The organism is Ramlibacter algicola (assembly GCF_016641735.1).
In the GTDB taxonomy this organism is placed as follows: domain Bacteria; phylum Pseudomonadota; class Gammaproteobacteria; order Burkholderiales; family Burkholderiaceae_C; genus Ramlibacter; species Ramlibacter algicola.
Genome location: NZ_JAEDAO010000001.1, coordinates 1,110,672 through 1,127,361 on the forward strand (window position 1 = coordinate 1,110,672; position 16,690 = coordinate 1,127,361).

The 16,690-nt window shown below is 70.5% G+C and carries 11 protein-coding genes; 8 read left to right on the forward strand and 3 right to left on the reverse strand.

The window, feature by feature from the left end; genetic code table 11:
- Positions 1 to 42 precede the first annotated feature (42 nt).
- A complete protein-coding gene (locus tag I8E28_RS05460; protein WP_200786988.1) occupies positions 43 to 729 on the forward strand; it encodes a response regulator in 687 nt (228 codons plus the stop codon).
- Here the strand turns inward: I8E28_RS05460 and I8E28_RS05465 are convergent.
- Positions 719 to 6,826 (reverse strand): GMC family oxidoreductase N-terminal domain-containing protein, encoded by a 6,108-nt coding sequence (locus tag I8E28_RS05465; RefSeq protein ID WP_200786989.1) that lies wholly within the window; start codon positions 6,824 to 6,826, stop codon positions 719 to 721. The genes I8E28_RS05460 and I8E28_RS05465 overlap by 11 nt on opposite strands.
- Positions 6,827 to 8,578 carry a hybrid sensor histidine kinase/response regulator gene (locus tag I8E28_RS05470; protein WP_200786990.1) on the reverse strand — a complete coding sequence of 584 codons (1,752 nt, stop codon included), beginning with the start codon at positions 8,576 to 8,578 and terminating at the stop codon, positions 6,827 to 6,829.
- A gap of 308 nt (positions 8,579 to 8,886) precedes the next feature.
- Between I8E28_RS05470 and I8E28_RS05475 the strand changes: the two genes are divergently transcribed.
- The 5 genes from I8E28_RS05475 to I8E28_RS05495 are packed head-to-tail and all read left to right on the forward strand — an operon-like array spanning position 8,887 to position 13,997.
- A complete protein-coding gene (locus tag I8E28_RS05475) occupies positions 8,887 to 9,477 on the forward strand; it encodes a YqiA/YcfP family alpha/beta fold hydrolase (RefSeq protein WP_200786991.1) in 591 nt (196 codons plus the stop codon).
- Between the two features lie 23 nt (positions 9,478 to 9,500).
- Positions 9,501 to 11,552: a ribonuclease catalytic domain-containing protein gene (locus I8E28_RS05480; RefSeq protein ID WP_200786992.1), complete on the forward strand. Its 2,052-nt coding sequence runs from the start codon at positions 9,501 to 9,503 to the stop codon at positions 11,550 to 11,552.
- A gap of 2 nt (positions 11,553 to 11,554) precedes the next feature.
- The gene (locus tag I8E28_RS05485; protein WP_200790306.1) at positions 11,555 to 12,406 is read left to right on the forward strand and encodes an energy transducer TonB; all 852 of its coding nucleotides are present in this window, start codon (positions 11,555 to 11,557) and stop codon (positions 12,404 to 12,406) included.
- Positions 12,403 to 13,251: a shikimate dehydrogenase gene (gene aroE, locus I8E28_RS05490; protein WP_200786993.1), complete on the forward strand. Its 849-nt coding sequence runs from the start codon at positions 12,403 to 12,405 to the stop codon at positions 13,249 to 13,251. Before I8E28_RS05485 ends, aroE begins: the two co-directional genes overlap by 4 nt.
- Positions 13,248 to 13,997, forward strand: a complete 750-nt coding sequence (locus tag I8E28_RS05495) for a transglycosylase domain-containing protein (RefSeq protein ID WP_200786994.1) — start codon at positions 13,248 to 13,250, stop codon at positions 13,995 to 13,997. Before aroE ends, I8E28_RS05495 begins: the two co-directional genes overlap by 4 nt.
- Here the strand turns inward: I8E28_RS05495 and I8E28_RS05500 are convergent.
- On the reverse strand, positions 13,989 to 14,813 hold the full coding sequence (locus tag I8E28_RS05500) for a CAP domain-containing protein (RefSeq protein WP_200786995.1): 825 nt from the start codon (positions 14,811 to 14,813) through the stop codon (positions 13,989 to 13,991). The genes I8E28_RS05495 and I8E28_RS05500 overlap by 9 nt on opposite strands.
- Before the next feature lie 96 nt (positions 14,814 to 14,909).
- Here I8E28_RS05500 and I8E28_RS05505 point away from each other — a divergent pair, with 96 nt between their 5' ends.
- Positions 14,910 to 15,521 carry a lysophospholipid acyltransferase family protein gene (locus I8E28_RS05505; RefSeq protein ID WP_200786996.1) on the forward strand — a complete coding sequence of 204 codons (612 nt, stop codon included), beginning with the start codon at positions 14,910 to 14,912 and terminating at the stop codon, positions 15,519 to 15,521.
- Positions 15,521 to 16,522 carry a phosphatidate cytidylyltransferase gene (locus I8E28_RS05510; RefSeq protein ID WP_200786997.1) on the forward strand — a complete coding sequence of 334 codons (1,002 nt, stop codon included), beginning with the start codon at positions 15,521 to 15,523 and terminating at the stop codon, positions 16,520 to 16,522. Before I8E28_RS05505 ends, I8E28_RS05510 begins: the two co-directional genes overlap by 1 nt.
- Positions 16,523 to 16,690 lie beyond the last annotated feature (168 nt).

A 16,690-nucleotide genomic window follows, 5' to 3' on the forward strand; every position in this document is an offset into this window, starting at 1 on the left:
CTCCGCTTAAGATGCCCCGACCCAGCCTTCCAGGGAAGCCCCATGCCGATGAAGATCCTCGTGGTCGACGACCACCCCCTGTACCGCAGCGGCATCGTGCACACGCTGCACGATGCGGGCCAGGACCTGGAAGTCAGCGAGTGCGGCAGCGTGGGCGCTGCGCTGGAGAAGCTGGACGCCGGGCTGGCGGCCGAATTGATCATCCTGGACCTGAACATGCCCGGCTCGCAGGGCGTCGAGGCCCTGCGCACCATGCGCACCCGCCGCCCGGACATCCCGGTGCTGGTGCTGTCGGCCAACGAGGACCCGCGCACCGTGCGCGAATGCGTGGATTTGGGCGCCTACGGCTTCGTGCCGAAGTCGGCGCCCATCGACATGCTGCCGTCGGCGCTGCAACTGGTGCTGGCCGGCGGCGTTTTCCTGCCGCCCAGCAGCCTGAGCGTCGACGTGCCGGCCAATCCCGCGCAGCACGACGCCTGGGCCAAGCTGGGCGCACGGCTGACCGAGCGCCAGCGCCAGGTGCTGCTGGGCATCGTGCAGGGCAAGCCGAACAAGGTGATCGCGCGCGACCTGAACCTGTCCGATGCCACGGTGAAGACGCACGTGTCGCACATCTTCGACGCGCTGGTCGTGTCCAGCCGCACCGAAGCCGTCTACGCGCTCGCGCGCGCCGGCATCGGCATCCGCGACCTGGAAGTCGGCGCGACGCCGGTGCCGCTCAGGGCGTAGCCGGCGCCAGCGGCGCGGCCGGCCGAGTGGCTGCGACGAGGGCGTGGACCTCGGTGGCCGGTCCGTCGGTGTCGTGCTCGACCGACCGGCCTTCCTCCCACACCCACAGCTTGCGGTGGTAGCGCACGGCGGCGAGCAGCGCCGGCGCGTGGCCGGGCTCGAGCGTGAGCAGGCCGACGCCGGATCCGCGGGCGAACTCGCCGCCGGGGCGCACCCGCATGCGCAGTTCACCCGACGGCAGGGTGACCTGCTCCTCCACGTAGACCGTGTCCGGCGCGCTGTTGGCATACACCAGCGGGGCGTACAGCGGCGGCGAGACGACGGCGCAGCCGACGTGCTCATCCCCGCGCAGCAGGTCCACCATCCCGCTCACGTGGTAGTCGCCGGACAGCAGCACGAAGCGGCCGCGCGCGTGTTGCACCAGCAGGTCCAGCAGCGCGGCGCGCTGGTCCGGCGCATATTGCCAGGTGTCGGGGGGGCCGACGTCGGCCGGGTCCGCGTTGGGGCGCAGGCCCGGCAGCACGACGGAGCCGCTGGCGATCACCACCAGGCCCCTGGACTGCGCCGGATCCAGCAGCCAGCGCTGCAGCGCGTCCAGGTCCGGAACGATCCTGGAATCGTTGCGCGAGCGGCGGGAGCGCGAGTCCAGCACGTAGAAGCTCGCGCAGCCGTGCTCGAAGTGGTAGTCGCCGAGGAAGGGCGTCGCGTCTCTCCTGGAATCACCGCCCAGCACTTGGGGTGCCGTGCCGAAGTCCCAAGGCGCTTGCAGGCGCTGGAAATCCCGCACGGCACGGGCAGCCGCCTCGAAGGCGCTCTCGTCGGTGTCGCCGAAGCGGTCATCGCCCGACGCCTCCCTCCACCGGGGCCAGGGCCGCTTCGTCAGCGGCGCGGCCGACGGGTAGTTGTCGCCCCATTCGTGGTCGTCGGCCGCCATGTAGACCGGCATGCGCGCGGCCAGCGCGCCCAGTGCGCCGCGCGCGAAGGCATCCTTGTGCCGCTCGAAGTAGCGCTCGAGCGGGCTGAGCGGGTCGACGAGGCCCGCGGTGGCGTCGGCGTAGATCTGGTCGCCGAGCAGCATCGCGAAGGCGGCCTCCTCGACGCGGGGGTCGGCGAGGAAGTCCTGCAGCGGGCGGTCGGCCCGGTCCGCATCCAGGCCGAGGCCGGGATAGCGGCAGCTGGCGACGGCCAGCGTGACGGCGTTGTCGTGGCCGAGGGTGTTCCAGCACGTCTGGGGCAAGGTGAAAAACGACCGGTCGTAGTCCCACGCCGTGGTGAACAGCGGCGGGATGACGGGTTCGTCCGGTTCGTGCGTGACGGTGGCGAGGAACGTCGCGATCGCGGAGTCCGGCAGCCGGGGGGGCTCGGGGCCTGTGAGGTCCAGCGCCTCGACGCCGGCCACCCGGTCGGCGCCGCGCGTCCTGCCGACCAGCAGCAGTTGCCAATCTTCCGTCCTGGGGTCCTGGTCGAACGTGGCATCGATGACGACGAAGCGGTACGGGTCGTTGACGTCCACCGGCCGCACCCGCACGTCGTTCGCGGTCTCGTAGACGGCGCCGCGCTTGCAACGCAGGTAGATGTTCTGCGCCTTGCAATCCCAGGTGCGCCGGCCCTCGTCGACGGCGAAGCTGATTCGCACGACCAGCTTGCCCTTCGCGTCGCGCCGGGTCCAGCCGATGAAGGGGCCGAGCAGCGGCGGCCGCACGACGTAGCCGTCGGCAGGCTTCGGGACGGCCACGATGTCGGGCGTCGCATGGACGCGCTGCAGGAAATCGACGACCGCCGGGAACACGTGCTGGTGCGCGTGGCGGCCGATCAGCACGTCCAGGTGCCCGTAGCGCGGGATGCGCAGGAAGCCGATGCCTTTCCCGTCGAGCGACCTGGAGAACGTCTGCTGCAGGTCCCGATACAGCTCACCGACCTTCTCGAAGGTCAGCTGGGCGCCGGCGACGTCGAACAGCTCGTTGTCCTCACCGTGCAGCAGTTGGATCGGCAGCCCCAGGTGGCACTCCATGTTGTAGGGCGTCACGTACTGGTTGACGCCGTTCTCGTTCACCAGCCGCTCGTGGTCGATGAAGCGGCGCGCGTGCCCGAACAGGCGCAGGTTGGCGTCGCCGAACAGGCGGTTCATCGCCGAGCGCGTGCGGTCGTCGAGGTGGTCCTGCCGGTACAGCTGCGCGTCGATGTAGCGGATGCGGCGCATGGTCGCCACCGCGTCGTCGTGGCCTTCGAGGCTGGCGCGCTCGGCTGCGGGCGAAGGCATGCTGGCGAAGAAGCGATCCACCAGTTGCGCCACCAGGCCGTCCTGGCGGCCACGGACCGCGAACGGGATGGTGTCGAGACCGAGCTTGGACAGCATCGCCGGCAGCCAGGTCTTGGACTGCGGCACCCGCCCGCCGACCACCCACGGATGCAGCTGGCTGAAGACCACGTGCGACAACTTGGGCAACTGCGGCGAGCACTGCCCGGGCGACTTGTCCCCATGCGTCAGCTTGCCGGCCAGCACCGACATCCACAGCGCGGCCGAGCCGATGCAGTGCGCGAAAGCGGCGATCTGCAACGGGCCGGTCTTCTTCTCCTCCGGCAGGTCGCTCGCGAGGCAGTGCAGGATCTTCTCGACCGCCGCGGGAATGTCGTGCAGCGCGAGCTGGTCGACGGTGGACGGCTCGCGATTCGCGCGCGCGCGGGTCGACATGCGGCTGTCCAGCACCCACACCTCGTAGCCGGCGTCGTACAGCGTCTCGGCCAGGTTGCGGCTTTCGCCCTGGAAGGTGAAGGTGAAGCTCGACTGCCCGAACGCGTGCAGCAGCAGGATGGACTTCGCGCGTGCGACCGGCCGGCCGTTCCACTTGCCGGCGACGACTTCCGGGATGCCCTCCGGACGCTTGTAGCGAAGCAGCGGCAGCTCCACATCCGCCGTGGACTCCAGCCCCGTGTCGCTCGACGAGTTGCCGCGCTTGGCTTTCACCCAGAGCACGTCCGGCACCACGCCCTGGCGTAGCGCGTTCTGCTGCGCGTCGAGCGTCTCGCTGACGGGCAGGTTGGAATAGGCCGGCAGGCGGAAGTCGAACAGGCGCGTCTTCAGGCCGAAGCGCAGGAACAGCAGGGGATAGCTGGCTGCCGCGAGCAGGCCGGTGGTGGTGTCGCCGGCCGGCCCGAGCGTCAGCGCCGGGGGCACGGTGCCCTTGCGGGTGCCAGCCGCCAGGAGGTTCTCCATGCCCATCCGGAACACGGCGCGGGCCATGGTGCGGCCGCCGGCGACCAGCCGCACCTGCGCGTCCATCGCCTGTTCCCAGAACGTCGGCCGGATCGGCACGGTCTCGGGACTGCCGTCGATGGCGGTGTGTTCGCGCTTGCACATCCACGCAAGCACCTGCCGCAGGCTGGCGCGGTAGGTGACACGCTTGTGCGCGTGCATCGTGAGTTCGCGCGGCCACTGCGGGTGCGTCGCGGGATCGTCGAGCAGCAGGTGCACGCGGTAGCGCATCACGCGCTTCTCGCTCGCGTGCGTCATCTGGCGCAGCATGCTGGCGACCCAATGCCAGAACTGGCCCTTGACGTTCGACATGCCGCCCTCGGCAAGGTCACGCTCGCCGCGCAGCACCCACCAGGTGAGCAGGCTGCGCATGAGGGGCAGCGGCAGCAGGTAGAAGCCGACAAAGGCCATCGTCCGTGGCCCGGGGCGCACACGCACCAGGTAGGCCAGCGCCAGGGCCCCCACGTAGATGGCCACGGGGACGGCTTGGAAGAACGTCGATATCGCCGGCCACCAGCCGCTGCTCGCGTGTCCCGCCGGCAGGAAGTGGAAGGACGAGCGCTCCGGATGGATGGTGTACGTGACCGGCGGTTTCTCCGGATCGGCGAGCTCAGGACCGAGCAGCAGGCGGCCCTCGACCGGGAAGCCGTGCTGCGCGCGCGTCATGCTGCGCAGCAGGTCGTCGGACGGGAAGGCGGCCTCGAAGCGAGCCGCCAATCTCACGTGCCCGAATGTCTGCGCGAGCCCGGGTGGCAACTGCAGTCCGCGCGCCAGCAGCGTTTCGCGCAGGCTGGCGGCGATCGCGACGTCGGTCACGGCGGGCGGCGTGACCGGGCGCTCGGCCGATCGCTGCGCATCGACAGCGTGGCGGGGCTTCACGTTCTTCCCCAGGTCCGCGAGGGCGCGTTCCGCGAGCGCCGTGATGGTCAGCAGCGGATTGCAGCCGAGCGCCGTGGGAACGATCGAGCCGTCGAGAACGTAGAGGCCGTTGTAGTAGTGCGGACGTGCGCGCAGCCGATGCTGTTCGCGTTCCTTCGCCCGCGCCGCTTCGGCCTCGTCTTTCCCGTGGATCTCGGGCATGACCGAGGCGGTGACCACCGATGGTGCCAACAGCGCTGGACATCCCGGGTCGCGCACCCGGACGCGTCCGCAGTCGTCGACGACGCCGGTCTCCACCGAGTCGCCCATCACGCATCCGCCAAGCGGGTGCACGGTGGTCACGGACGCGGGCACGTCGGCGCCGCTCATGAGTTCGGTTGCGGATCGGGGCAGCGGCTCCCAGACCGGGTTCTGCACGTACCGCGTGCCAAGCCGCCCGAACGCCTTCTTCTGCGCGTCATAGCCGTCGAGGTCCTTGGCGTCGAGCAGGTACGGTGCCGTGCGATCCGTGTCTTCCAGCCACACGAGTCGCCCCGGCGAGCCGTCGTGGCCCATCGTGAGAAGCACCTGTCCATGCTGTGCGCGGACCGCGCTGGCCGCCAGCGGGTCTTCCAGTTCCGCACCCCGGTACACCGGCTTGCGGAACGACCAGTCGTCCAGCTGGCGCAGCGTGTGCGCGGTCGCCAGCAGTTCGCGGGCGAGTTGCGCGATGGCGCGCGGGATCGCGCCGTCCTCGACCACCAGCCGTTCGTGCAATGGCGGCGGGTTGATCCTGGACGGGGCCGTGTCACCGCCACGCACCCGCAGCGCCGCCGTGATGGTCGGGCCGACGAGCAGGTCGACGTCGTAGGGCCGCCCCTGCCTGGCCTTCGCCATTTCCTCCGCCGGCCGGGCCGTGCCGCGGCCGTGGCTCGAGACCAGCGATGGTTCGTCGACCGCCCAGCCGAGGCTGTCGCCGTTGCCGGACAAGCGCTGGCCGAGCATCGACGAGAACTGCAGCTTGTTGCCGGAGCGCGCCTGTGAACGTTGCAGCAGCTGCGTGCTGCCGATGGTGCCGGCGCACACGAACAGCTTCGGCGCATGGACCGTGCGATGCGTCGCGGAGGGCGACTTGTCCTGCACGACTTCGCGCGTCGCCACGAAGTGCTGCTGCGCCTCGGTGGCGAAGGCGTGGACTTCCCAGTGGAAGCCGGCCCAGCCGTGCGAAGGCTGGAAGTCGTAGACCTCGGCCTGGGTGACGATCGTGAGCAGGCCGCTCTTCATCGCCTGGGCCAGGTACGTGGCCGCGAGCGTCTTCTTGGCGCCCGGCACGTTGCAGCCCGACGCGCAGTCGCCGCAGCGGATGCAGCGCTGCGGATCGATCGTGACGTCGACCGCCTCCACGCGGCCGCCGAGGGGAGCGGCAAGCCGTTCGAGCGCCTCCGTCTTGCGCAACCTGCGGCCATCGGGCAGGTCGGGCCAGCGTTCGGCGCCCAGCGCCTCGTGCGCCTTGTCGAGCCACGGCTGCATCGATTCCGCCTCGTTGCGGATCGCCGCGGGCCACTGGGGCTGCTGGAAGACATCGGTGTCCGGCCGCATCGCGACACCCGCGTTGATGAGGCTGCCGCCCCCGAGCCCGTTGCCGCCCAGGGCGACGAAGCCTTGCCCCACATGCACTTCGACCAGGCCCGCGGCGCGGCCGACCGGCTGCTCGCGCAGCGGGATGTTCACGCGCAGCGACTTGGGCAGCTGCGAGAAGTCGTTCGGGAATTCGCCGGCCAGGAATTCGCTGCCGCGTTCCAGCAGCAGCGTGCGGTACCCCTTCTCCACCAGCCGCAGCGCCGCGACGCTGCCGCCATAGCCCGAACCGATGATGATGGCGTCGATCGGCTCGCCGGTGTAGTCCTTGCCGTTCCAGTCGCTGCTGCGCAGCCAGTCGCGCCACGGGATCGACAGGGGTTGCTGCATCCCGGGACGCGGGTCCATTCAGGCCTCCACGGTGGCTGGCGCGCCGGGCAGGATGCGCCGCAGGTGTTCGAGCAGCTTGTCGGGCGCCACCGGCTTCTGGAGGCAGGGCACCTCCAGCGCCAGGTCGTGCAGGTTGGGCTCGCCCGAGACGACCAGGGCCGGCACCGGGCCGTGCTGCGCGCGCAGTGCCCGGATCACGTCCATGCCGTTGCCATTCGTGAGCCGGTAGTCGGCGATCACGCAGTGCAGCGCTCCGCCGACTTGCCGCAGCGCCTGCTGCACGCCGGCGAGGTCGCTGCCGCTGGCGACGATGGCGCCGGCTTCGCGCAGCCACGCGGACAGCGCCTCGCGCGCTAGCCGGTCGTTCTCGACGAGTGCGATGACGCGGCCCTGCAGCGCCAGCTGCTGCTGCGAGCGACCGGGACCCGGCGACGCGCTGTCGTTCCGCAGCAGGGGCAGGCGCAGCGTCACGCGCGTGCCCTGGCCAGGCCGGGAAGCCAGTTGCAACTCGGTGCCCATCAGGTCGGCCATGTGGCGGCAGATCGCCAGGCCCAGGCCGATGCCTTCGGCTTCCGCGCGGCTGGCCGAGCGGCCGCGCTGGAAGGCGTTCCAGACCAGCGCGAGATCCTCGTCGTCCATGCCCACGCCCTGGTCGACGACCTCGATCTCCAGGTGGTCGCCGATGGCGTGGATGCGCAGCGTGATCTCGCCTTGCAGCGAATACTTGCAGGCGTTGTCCAGGAAGTTGCGCAGCAGGCGCTCCAGCAGCACCGGGTCGGCGGTGACCGCGCCTTCGGGCTCGACCTCCAGCCGGAAGTGCAGGCCCTTGGCCGCGCACTTTTCGCCGAAGCCGGACACGGTGGCCTGCACCAGCCGCGGCAGCTGCACCGGCTGCAGGTTGGCCTTCATCGTGCCGGCGTCGATCTGCGCGAAATCGACCAGGTGCCGGAACATGGTGTCGATCGATTCGCCGGTGCGCACGATCTGCTGCGCGATCTGCTCGCGGCGGGCACCGTCACTCGAGCGGCGGAAGATGTCCGCCAGGAACAGCAGCGCCTGCACGGGCTGGCGCAGGTCGTGGCTGGCAGCGCCGAGGAAACGCGAGCGCGCGCGCCGGATGTCCTGCTCGCGCTCGAGCGAGGTGCGCAGCTGCTCCACCAGTTCGGCGTTGTGCGCCGTGATCTCGACGTTCTCGCGCAGCTGCTGGTAGTAGGTCCACACCGCGCGTTGCAGCATGAAGCCGCCCATCACCATCGCCAGGCCGATCATCACGCGCTCGTTGGGGCCGGCGTGCCACAGCCAACCGGTGTACGCGAACGCGAGGCTGGTGACCAGGTAGAAGGCGTACAGGCGGGGCTGCACGCCGATGACGGCCACGGCGGCGGCCAGCGTGCCGAGCGTCGTCACCGTCAGCACGCCGACGTCGGCCAGCGACAGCGACTGAACGAACATCGGGATGCAGGCCGAAGGCAGGCAGCCGGTGATGGTGGTCCAGATCGCCACGTGCCGCAGCGTCTCGCGCGTCGGGCCCCGGGTGGCGGCAAGCCGGGAGAAATAGACCTGGCGCGCGACCAGGCTGGCCACCAGCACGGCGTACCAGCCGAGGTAGGCGAGCCAGCCGACCGCGGGAACGAGGATGACGCCGTACAGGCCGCACAGCAGCCCGAGCGCCGTCGCCCCGGCGCGGGTCTGCCGCAGCAGGATGCCCACGCTGCGCACGACCATCTCGTCGGCAACGACCGTCGATGCAGCCCTGGAGGGCGTGTCCATTCTCGTTCCTTCCCCTCGACCAACCCGGCAGTGTGCGGAAGGGGCGCGCGATTGCAATCCGGCTTCGCCCGGGGGCGCGTCGCTTGCGGCCAACAAGGTAGCGAACATCCCGGCGCGCGGCTTCGACCATCTGGGCGATCACGGACGCGCGCCGCCGAATTACCGTCGGGGCCAGGGAGAGCGGGGGAGTTCGGGGGCGAGGGCGGTGCCGTCCCGTCCCGGAGCAAGGGCAGGTCGGCACGCCTGCCCGTGACTGGCCCCGCTGGCAACGCCGGCGGGGCTTCTTTTTTTTCCGGCAGGATGCGGGCGTGGCCCTCACGCACCTGCTTTACCTCCACGGTTTTCGTTCCTCGCCGCAGTCGACCAAGGCGCGCATCGTCGCGGCGCACGTCCAGCGGCAGGCGCCCCGGCTGCACTGGTGGTGCCCGCAGCTGCCGCCGTCGCCGCGCGAGGCGATGGCGCTGGTCATGGACGGCATCGCGGCCTGGCCGCGCGAGACGATGGCCGTGATCGGCTCGTCGCTCGGCGGCTTCTACGCCACCTGCGTGGCCGAGGCGACCGCCTGCCGCGCCGTGGTGCTGAATCCGGCGGTGCATCCGGCGCGCGACCTCGCGCGGCACATCGGCGAACACGCGGCCTGGCACGACCCGTCGCAGCACTTTTTCTTCGAGCCGTCCTTCATCGACGAGCTGCGCGCGCTGGACCCGGGACCGCTGCGCGACCCGTCGCGCTACTTCGCCGTGATCGCCAAGGGCGACGAGGTGCTGGACTGGCGCGAGATGACCGCGCGGTACGCCGGCGCACGCATCGACCTGCTCGAAGGCGGCGACCACGCGCTGTCGGATTTCGAGGCGGCGCACCTGCAGGACGTGATGGACTTCGCCGGCCTGTCGCGCTGAGGGCGCGTGGGACAATCGCGCCGATGTATGCATTGTTCGAGGAGGCCGGCAAGCACCTGGCCGGCCGCATCCTGTCCGAGGCCGAATCGTCCGCGCAGGTGGAGCTGGAGTCCGGCAAGCGGGTGAAGGTCAAGGCAGCCAACCTGCTGCTGCGCTTCGACAAGCCGCAACCCGCCCAACTGTTGCCCGCCGCGCAGGCCATCGCCGCGGAGATCGAGCTGGATCTGGCCTGGGAGTTCGCGCCCGGGGAGGAATTCGGCTTCGACGACCTCGCCCGGGAGTATTTCAGCGCCAATCCCAGCCTGGAGCAGCGCGCCGCGATGCTGCTGCGGCTGTTCGACGCGCCGCACTACTTCCGTCGCTCCGGCAAGGGTCGCTTCCGCAAGGCGCCGGCCGAGATCCTGCAGCAGGCGCTGGCCGCCATCGAGCGCAAGAAGCAGGTGCAGGCGCAGATCGACACGTGGGCGCAGGACCTCGCGAAAGGCAGCTGCCCGGCGCCGATCCGCGACCAGCTCTATCGCATCCTGTTCAAGCCGGACAAGAACGGGCCCGAATACAAGGCCGTCGTCGAGGCGTCGCGCCTGGCGCACAAGGCGCCACTGGCGTTGCTGCAGGATGCGGGCGCGATCGACTCGCCCTACCAGTTCCACTGGAAGCGCTTCCTGTTCGAGCACTTCCCCAAGGGCACGGACTTTCCGGCGCTGCAGGCGCCGCCGGCACCGGCCGACCTGCCGCAGGCGACGGTGCGCGCGTTCTCCATCGACGACTCGGCGACCACCGAGATCGACGATGCGCTGTCGCTGCAAGGCCTGGGCACCGGCACCGTCACGCTGGGCATCCACATCGCCGCGCCGGGGCTCGCCATCGCGCCGGGCTCGCCGCTGGACCAGGTCGCGCGCCAGCGGCTGTCCACCGTGTACATGCCGGGCCACAAGATCACGATGCTGCCCGACGACGTCGTGCAAGCGTACACCTTGCAGGAAGGCTGCGACTGCCCGGCGGTGTCGCTGTATCTCGTCCTCGACGAGGCGACGCTGGAGGTGCGCGAATCATCGACGCGCCTGGAGCGCGTGCCGATCGTGGCCAACCTGCGGCACGACAAGCTCGATGCGTTCGTCACGGAGGAGTGGCTGGCTGGCGCCGCGCCCGCGGCACCGGTGCCGGAGCCGGCGGCTTCGCTGCAGCAGGAGCTCGGATTCCTGTGGCGCCTGGCGCAGCACCTGAAGGCGCAGCGCGAGGTGGTGCGCGGCAAGCCCGAAACCTTCAATCGGCCCGACTACACGTTCCGCCTGGTGGGCCATGATGGCGCCGAGCCCGATGGCAGCGAGCAGGTCGAGATCGGCGTGCGCCGGCGCGGCGCGCCGCTGGACCTGATGGTGGCCGAGGCGATGATCCTGGCGAACAGCACCTGGGGCCTGTGGCTCGGGGAGCTGGGCGTGCCCGGCATCTACCGCAGCCAGGCCAGCCTGGCCCCGGGCATGAAGGTGCGCATGGGCACCCGGGCCTTGCCGCATGCGGGCATCGGCGTGAAGGCGTATGCCTGGAGCACGTCGCCGCTGCGCCGCTACACGGACCTGGTCAACCAGTGGCAGATCATCGCGGCCGCGCGCCATGGGCGCACCGCCGCCCTGGCGGCGCCGTTCAAGCCGAAGGACGCGGAGCTGCTGTCCGTCATCTCCAGCTTCGACGCCGCGTACACCGCGTACAACGGGTACCAGGCCGCGATGGAGCGCTTCTGGACGCTGCGCTACCTGCGCCAGCACGGGATGCAGGAACTGGTCGGAACCGTCTTCCGCGAAGGCCTGGTGCGCGCCGACGACCTGCCGCTGGTGCTGCCGGTGCTGGGCACCGACGCCCTGCCGCGCGGCAGCCACGTGCGCGTGCGCCTGGGCGCCATCGACGACATCACGCTGGAAGTCTCCGGGACCGTGATCGAGCGCCTGGACCTCGCGGCGGACGTGTCGGCCCCAGACGACACCGAGGACGAAGAACCCGTGGCCGGGCCGATTGCGATCGCCGTCGACGTCACGGAAGGCGCCGAACCCGACAATGCGTCGGATAATCCGGCCTCGTGAACCTGAAGCAGTTCAGCACCCTGCAGATCGCCATCGGCGCCTCGGTCGCGGTCCATGCGGGCCTGCTGGCCGTCCGCATCGTCGACCCCGAGGGCTTCAATCGCGTGTTCCAGGACACGCCGCTGGAAGTCGTGCTGGTCAACGCGCGCAGCAACGAGAAGGCGGACAAGGCGCAGGCCATCGCCCAGGCCTCGCTGGCCGGCGGGGGGGAAGCCGCCGATCGCAAGCGTGCCACCTCCCCGCTGCCGCCTTCCGCGCTGAGCGCGGTCGGCGAGGATGTCGAGGACTCGCAGAAGCGCATTGAATCCATGCAGGAGCAGCAGATGCTCATGCTGGCGCAGGTCCGGCAGATGCTGGCCGCGATGCCGCCCCCGGACCCTTCGCAGCCGAGCAGCAGCCCTGCTTCGCAGCAGCGCGAGGAGCGCCGCCGCCAGCTGGTGAAGCTGCTGGCCGAGATCGAGCGCCGCATCAACGAAGAGAACGCGCGCCCGAAGAAGCGCTACATCAGCCCCGCCACGCGCGAGGAGGTGTACGCCGTCTACTACGACGCGCTGCGCCGGCGCATCGAGGATCGCGGCACGCAGAACTTCCCGGAAATGGCCGGGCGCAAGCTGTATGGCGAGCTGACGATGATCGTCACCGTCAACTACGACGGCCGCGTGCTCGACACGGAGATCGTCGAGAGCTCCGGCAACATGACGCTGGACCGCCGCGCGCAGACCATCGCCAAGGCCGCCGGCCCGTTCGGCCGCTTCAACGACGCCATGCGCCGCCGCGCCGACCAGATCGTGGTCGTCTCGCGCTTCAAGTTCACCCGCGACGAGACGCTCGAGACCAAGCTCACGAGCCGATGACCGCCGAGCGCTACGCCGTCGTGGGCCAGCCGGTCGCCCACAGCCGCTCGCCCTGGATCCACGCGCGCTTCGCCGAGCTCACGGGCCAGGCGATCACCTACGAACGCTTGCCCGCCCCGCTCGATGGCTTCGCCGCCACGGTGGGCGCGTTCCGCGACGCGGGCGGCCGCGGCTGCAACGTCACGCTGCCGTTCAAGTTCGAAGCGGCCCGGCTCGCCGACGAGCTGTCGCCGCGCGCGCAACTGGCGGGCGCCTGCAACACGTTGCGCTTCGATGGCGCGCGCGTGATCGGCGACAACACCGACGGCGTCGGACTCGTGTGCGACATCGTGCAGCAGGCGGGCGTCGCGATCGCGGGCCAGCGCGTGCTGCTGGTCGGCGCGGGTGGCGCGGCGGCCGGCGTGCTGGGCCCGCTGCTCGAGCAGCGGCCTGCCGAAGTCGTCGTCGCGAACCGCACGCGCGACAAGGCGGAAGCCCTGCGCGCTCAGCACGCGGCGCTCGCGACGCGCTGCGGCGTGCGCCTGCAGGTCGTGCCGCTGGACCGGCCCGGCACCGCGTTCGACATCGTCGTGAATGCGACGGCCGCCAGCCTCGCGGGCGGTGCGATCCCGGTGCCTGCCGACGCGCTTCGCAGCGGCAAGCTGGCCTACGACATGATGTACGGGGCGGCGGCAGCGCCCTTCCTCGCCTGGGCGCAAGCGCACGGGGCGATCGGTCGCGACGGGCTGGGCATGCTGGTGGAGCAGGCTGCGGAATCGTTCTTCCTCTGGCGCGGCGTGCGGCCGCCGGCGGGGCCCGTTCTCGCTGAATTGCGCGCGCTGCTGGCCGCGGAGGGTGCGGCGTGAAGGGCCTCTGGCGCTGGCTGCTGCTGGTGGTGCTGGCGGGCATCGGCCTGCAACTGTTCTTCGTCGCGCGCATTGCGCTGGCGGTCGTGGTCGATCCGCAATCGACCACGTTCCAGCGCTCCGAAGCGTTCCGCATCGCGACCGAGAAAGGCCGCCTGCCCTGGCGGCAGGAGTGGGTGCCGTACGAGCGCATCTCCGACCACCTCAAGCGCGCGGTGATCGCGTCCGAGGACGACGACTTCGTCAACCACGACGGCGTCGACTGGGAAGCGCTGGAGAAGGCCTGGGAGAAGAACCAGAAGGCGCAGGAGCAGGCCGCGCGCCGCGGCTCGCGCGCGGGCGCGATCCAGTCGCAACTGCGGCCTGCGCGCGCGCCCAAGATCGTCGGCGGCTCCACCATCACGCAGCAGCTCGCCAAGAACCTGCTGCTGTCGGGCGAGCGCACGTTGCTGCGCAAGGGGCAGGAGTTCGTGCTCGCGTACGCGCTCGAAGCCTTGCTGACCAAGCAGCGCATCCTCGAGATCTACCTGAACAACGTCGAATGGGGTGAGGGTGTCTTCGGTGCCGAGGCTGCCGCGCAGCACTACTGGCGCAAGCACGCCAGCCAGCTGACGCCGTACGAAGCTGCGCGGCTCGCCGTGATGCTGCCGCGACCGCGCTACTTCGAGAAGCGGCCGAACTCGGGCTACGTCGCCCATCGCGCCGGCGTGATCGCCGGCCGCATGCGCCACGCCGACCTACCTTGAGGCGGACCAGGGGCGGCCGAATTCCTGCGCCCAGTAGATGCCGCCTTCGCTGCCGCGGTCGACGGCGAACGCCACGCCCATGTGCATGTAGCCCGGGTCCATGATGTTGGCGCAGTGCTCGGGGCTCTCCAGCCAGTCCTGCACCACGCGCTCGGGGGTCGTCTGCCCCGACGCGACGTTCTCGCCGACGCTGCGCCAGTCGTAGCCCGCCTTCGTCGCGCGTTCGGCCGGCGTGCTGCCGTCGCGGCCCTCGTGCGCGAGGAAATTGCCTTGCGCCATCGCCTGGGCATGCACGAGCGCCGCGCGCCCCAGCGCCGGGTCGAGCCGCAAGGCATTGGCGGGCCCGAACGAGCGGCTGCCGCAACGGCGCGATTGGGTGCGTGCCTGGTTCACGAGCGCCAGCACCCGCCCGGCGACGTCGCCGGATTGCGCGGCTGCCGGCGGTGCGAAGGGCACCGCGGCGATCACCCACCATGATTTGCCGGCGCGGTGCACGCCTGCTTCCGCCAGGCCTTGCGTGCCGAGCTGGCTGCAATGCCGGCTGCCGAGTTCGCGTGCGACGGCCTGCGCGTTCGGGTAGCCGGACAACTGCCACTCGAAGCTGCGCAGCGCGCGGTAGCCGCTGGCCTTCAGGGCGTCGGGAAGCCGCGTACCGTCGGCGAGTCGCCGTGCGGCGTCGTCGAGCTGCGCATTGCGCTGCAAGGGTGGGGCGGAGGCAGCGCATTGGCGCCGGGCTTGCAGCACGGCGTCGAAGGCTTCGTCGGCGCGGGCACTCGCCGCGAGGACGGCGAGGATGAGCAAGAGCAGGAGGCGCATCGGTCCAGCATAGGGAGGCGGCGGCAGCCGGTGGGTGGCACGGCGCATCACGCGCAAGCAGATGTGCCTCATCCGTGCCCGCTTATCATCGCCGCCATGCTCGCGAAGGCCATGAGCCTGTTCCTGCTGGGGCTGGTGCGCGTGCTCACGGGCGCCCAGGCCCGCTGGTACGGATGCCCGCCCAAGGCGGAGCAGCGCATCTATTTCGCCAACCACCAGAGCCACGCAGACCTGGTGATGATCTGGGCGGCGCTGCCGCAGGAACTGCGTTCCATCACGCGGCCGATCGCCGCCAGGGACTACTGGACCAAGTCGCGGCTGCGGCAGTGGATCACGACGGCCGTGTTCAACGCCGTCTACGTCGACCGCGCGCGCACCGGCGAGCAGGATCCGCTGGAGCCGCTGGTGCAGGCGCTGGAGAACGGCGACTCGATCATCCTGTTCCCCGAAGGCACGCGCGGCCACGCCGAGGAGCCGCAGCCGTTCAAGGCCGGCCTCTACAACCTGGCTCTTCGCTTTCCCGACGTCGTTCTCGTGCCGGCGTGGATCGACAACATCCAGCGCGTGATGCCCAAGGGCGAGGTGGTGCCGGTGCCGATCCTCTGTTCGGTGACGTTCGGCGCGCCGGTGAAGCTGGAACCCGGCGAGGAGCGCCGCGCTTTTCTCGACCGCGCGAGGGCCGCGGTCGTCGCGCTGCGGGACGCCTGATGCTGCGCGACTTCTACCATTTCCTGCGCACCCTCACCCCCACCGAGCAGGTCGCGGCGCTGTTCTTCATCGTGTTCGGCCTGCTGGTGGTGATCAGCGTCGGCGCGTTCCTGATGACGTTCCGCACCGAGGGACGCGCGAAAGATCCGAAGTGGCACGAGGAGCTCGCGGACTTCCGCCGACTGCTGGGCACCTCGTGGGTGATGGTGGTGATCTTCTGGATCGGCTGGGCCGCTGGACACGTCGTCGCCACGCTGCTGTTCGCCGCGATCGCCTTCTTCGCGCTGCGCGAGTTCATCACGCTGTCACCCACGCGGCGCGGCGACCACCGCAGCCTGGTGCTGGCGTTCTTCGTCGTGCTGCCGGTGCAGTTCTGGCTGGCGGCCACGCGCCACTTCGACCTCTTCACCGTCTTCATCCCCGTCTACGTGTTCCTCGCCATCCCGCTGGTGAGCGCGTTGGGTGGTGACACGCAGCGCTTTCTGGAGCGCAACGCCAAGCTGCAGTGGGGCATCGTGGTGTGCGTCTACGGCATGAGCCACGTGCCGGCGCTGCTGCTGCTGGACTTCCCGCAGCGCAACTACGTCGGCAAGGGCGCGTTCCTGGTGTTCTTCGTCGTGTTCGTCGTGCAGACCTGCATGGTCGTGCAGCACCTGCTGGCGCGCCGCTCGCAACGGCCGCCGAGCATCCCGACCGTCAGCCGCAGCTTCCACTGGACCAGCTGGCTCCTGGGCATGGCGGTGGGCAGCATGGCCGGCGGCGCGCTCACCTTCATCACGCCGTTCGCGCCGGGGCAGGCCGTGGCGATGGCGTTCATCGCCTGCGCCGCCGGTTCGCTTGGCCACCTGGTGATGAAGGCCCTCAAGCGCGATCGCGGCGTGCCCGCGTGGGGGCACCGTGCGTCGGTGACCGGCGCCAACGGCCTGCTCGATCGGGTCGACGCGCTGTGTTTCGCCGCGCCGGTGTTCTTCCACTCGGTGCGGTGGTACTTCGGGGTGTAGCCCGCTATGTCATTCCGGCGAAAGCCGGAATCCATCTCTGCATACGCGCCACTGGTTCCGGGCTCGCGCCGAGGTGCACTCCGTTGGACGAATGTCCTCCACGGCGCCCGTCGCGGAGCGTGGTGGAAGAGGGCGCGAGCGAAGCGCGATCCGGCGAGCGCGTCAGGC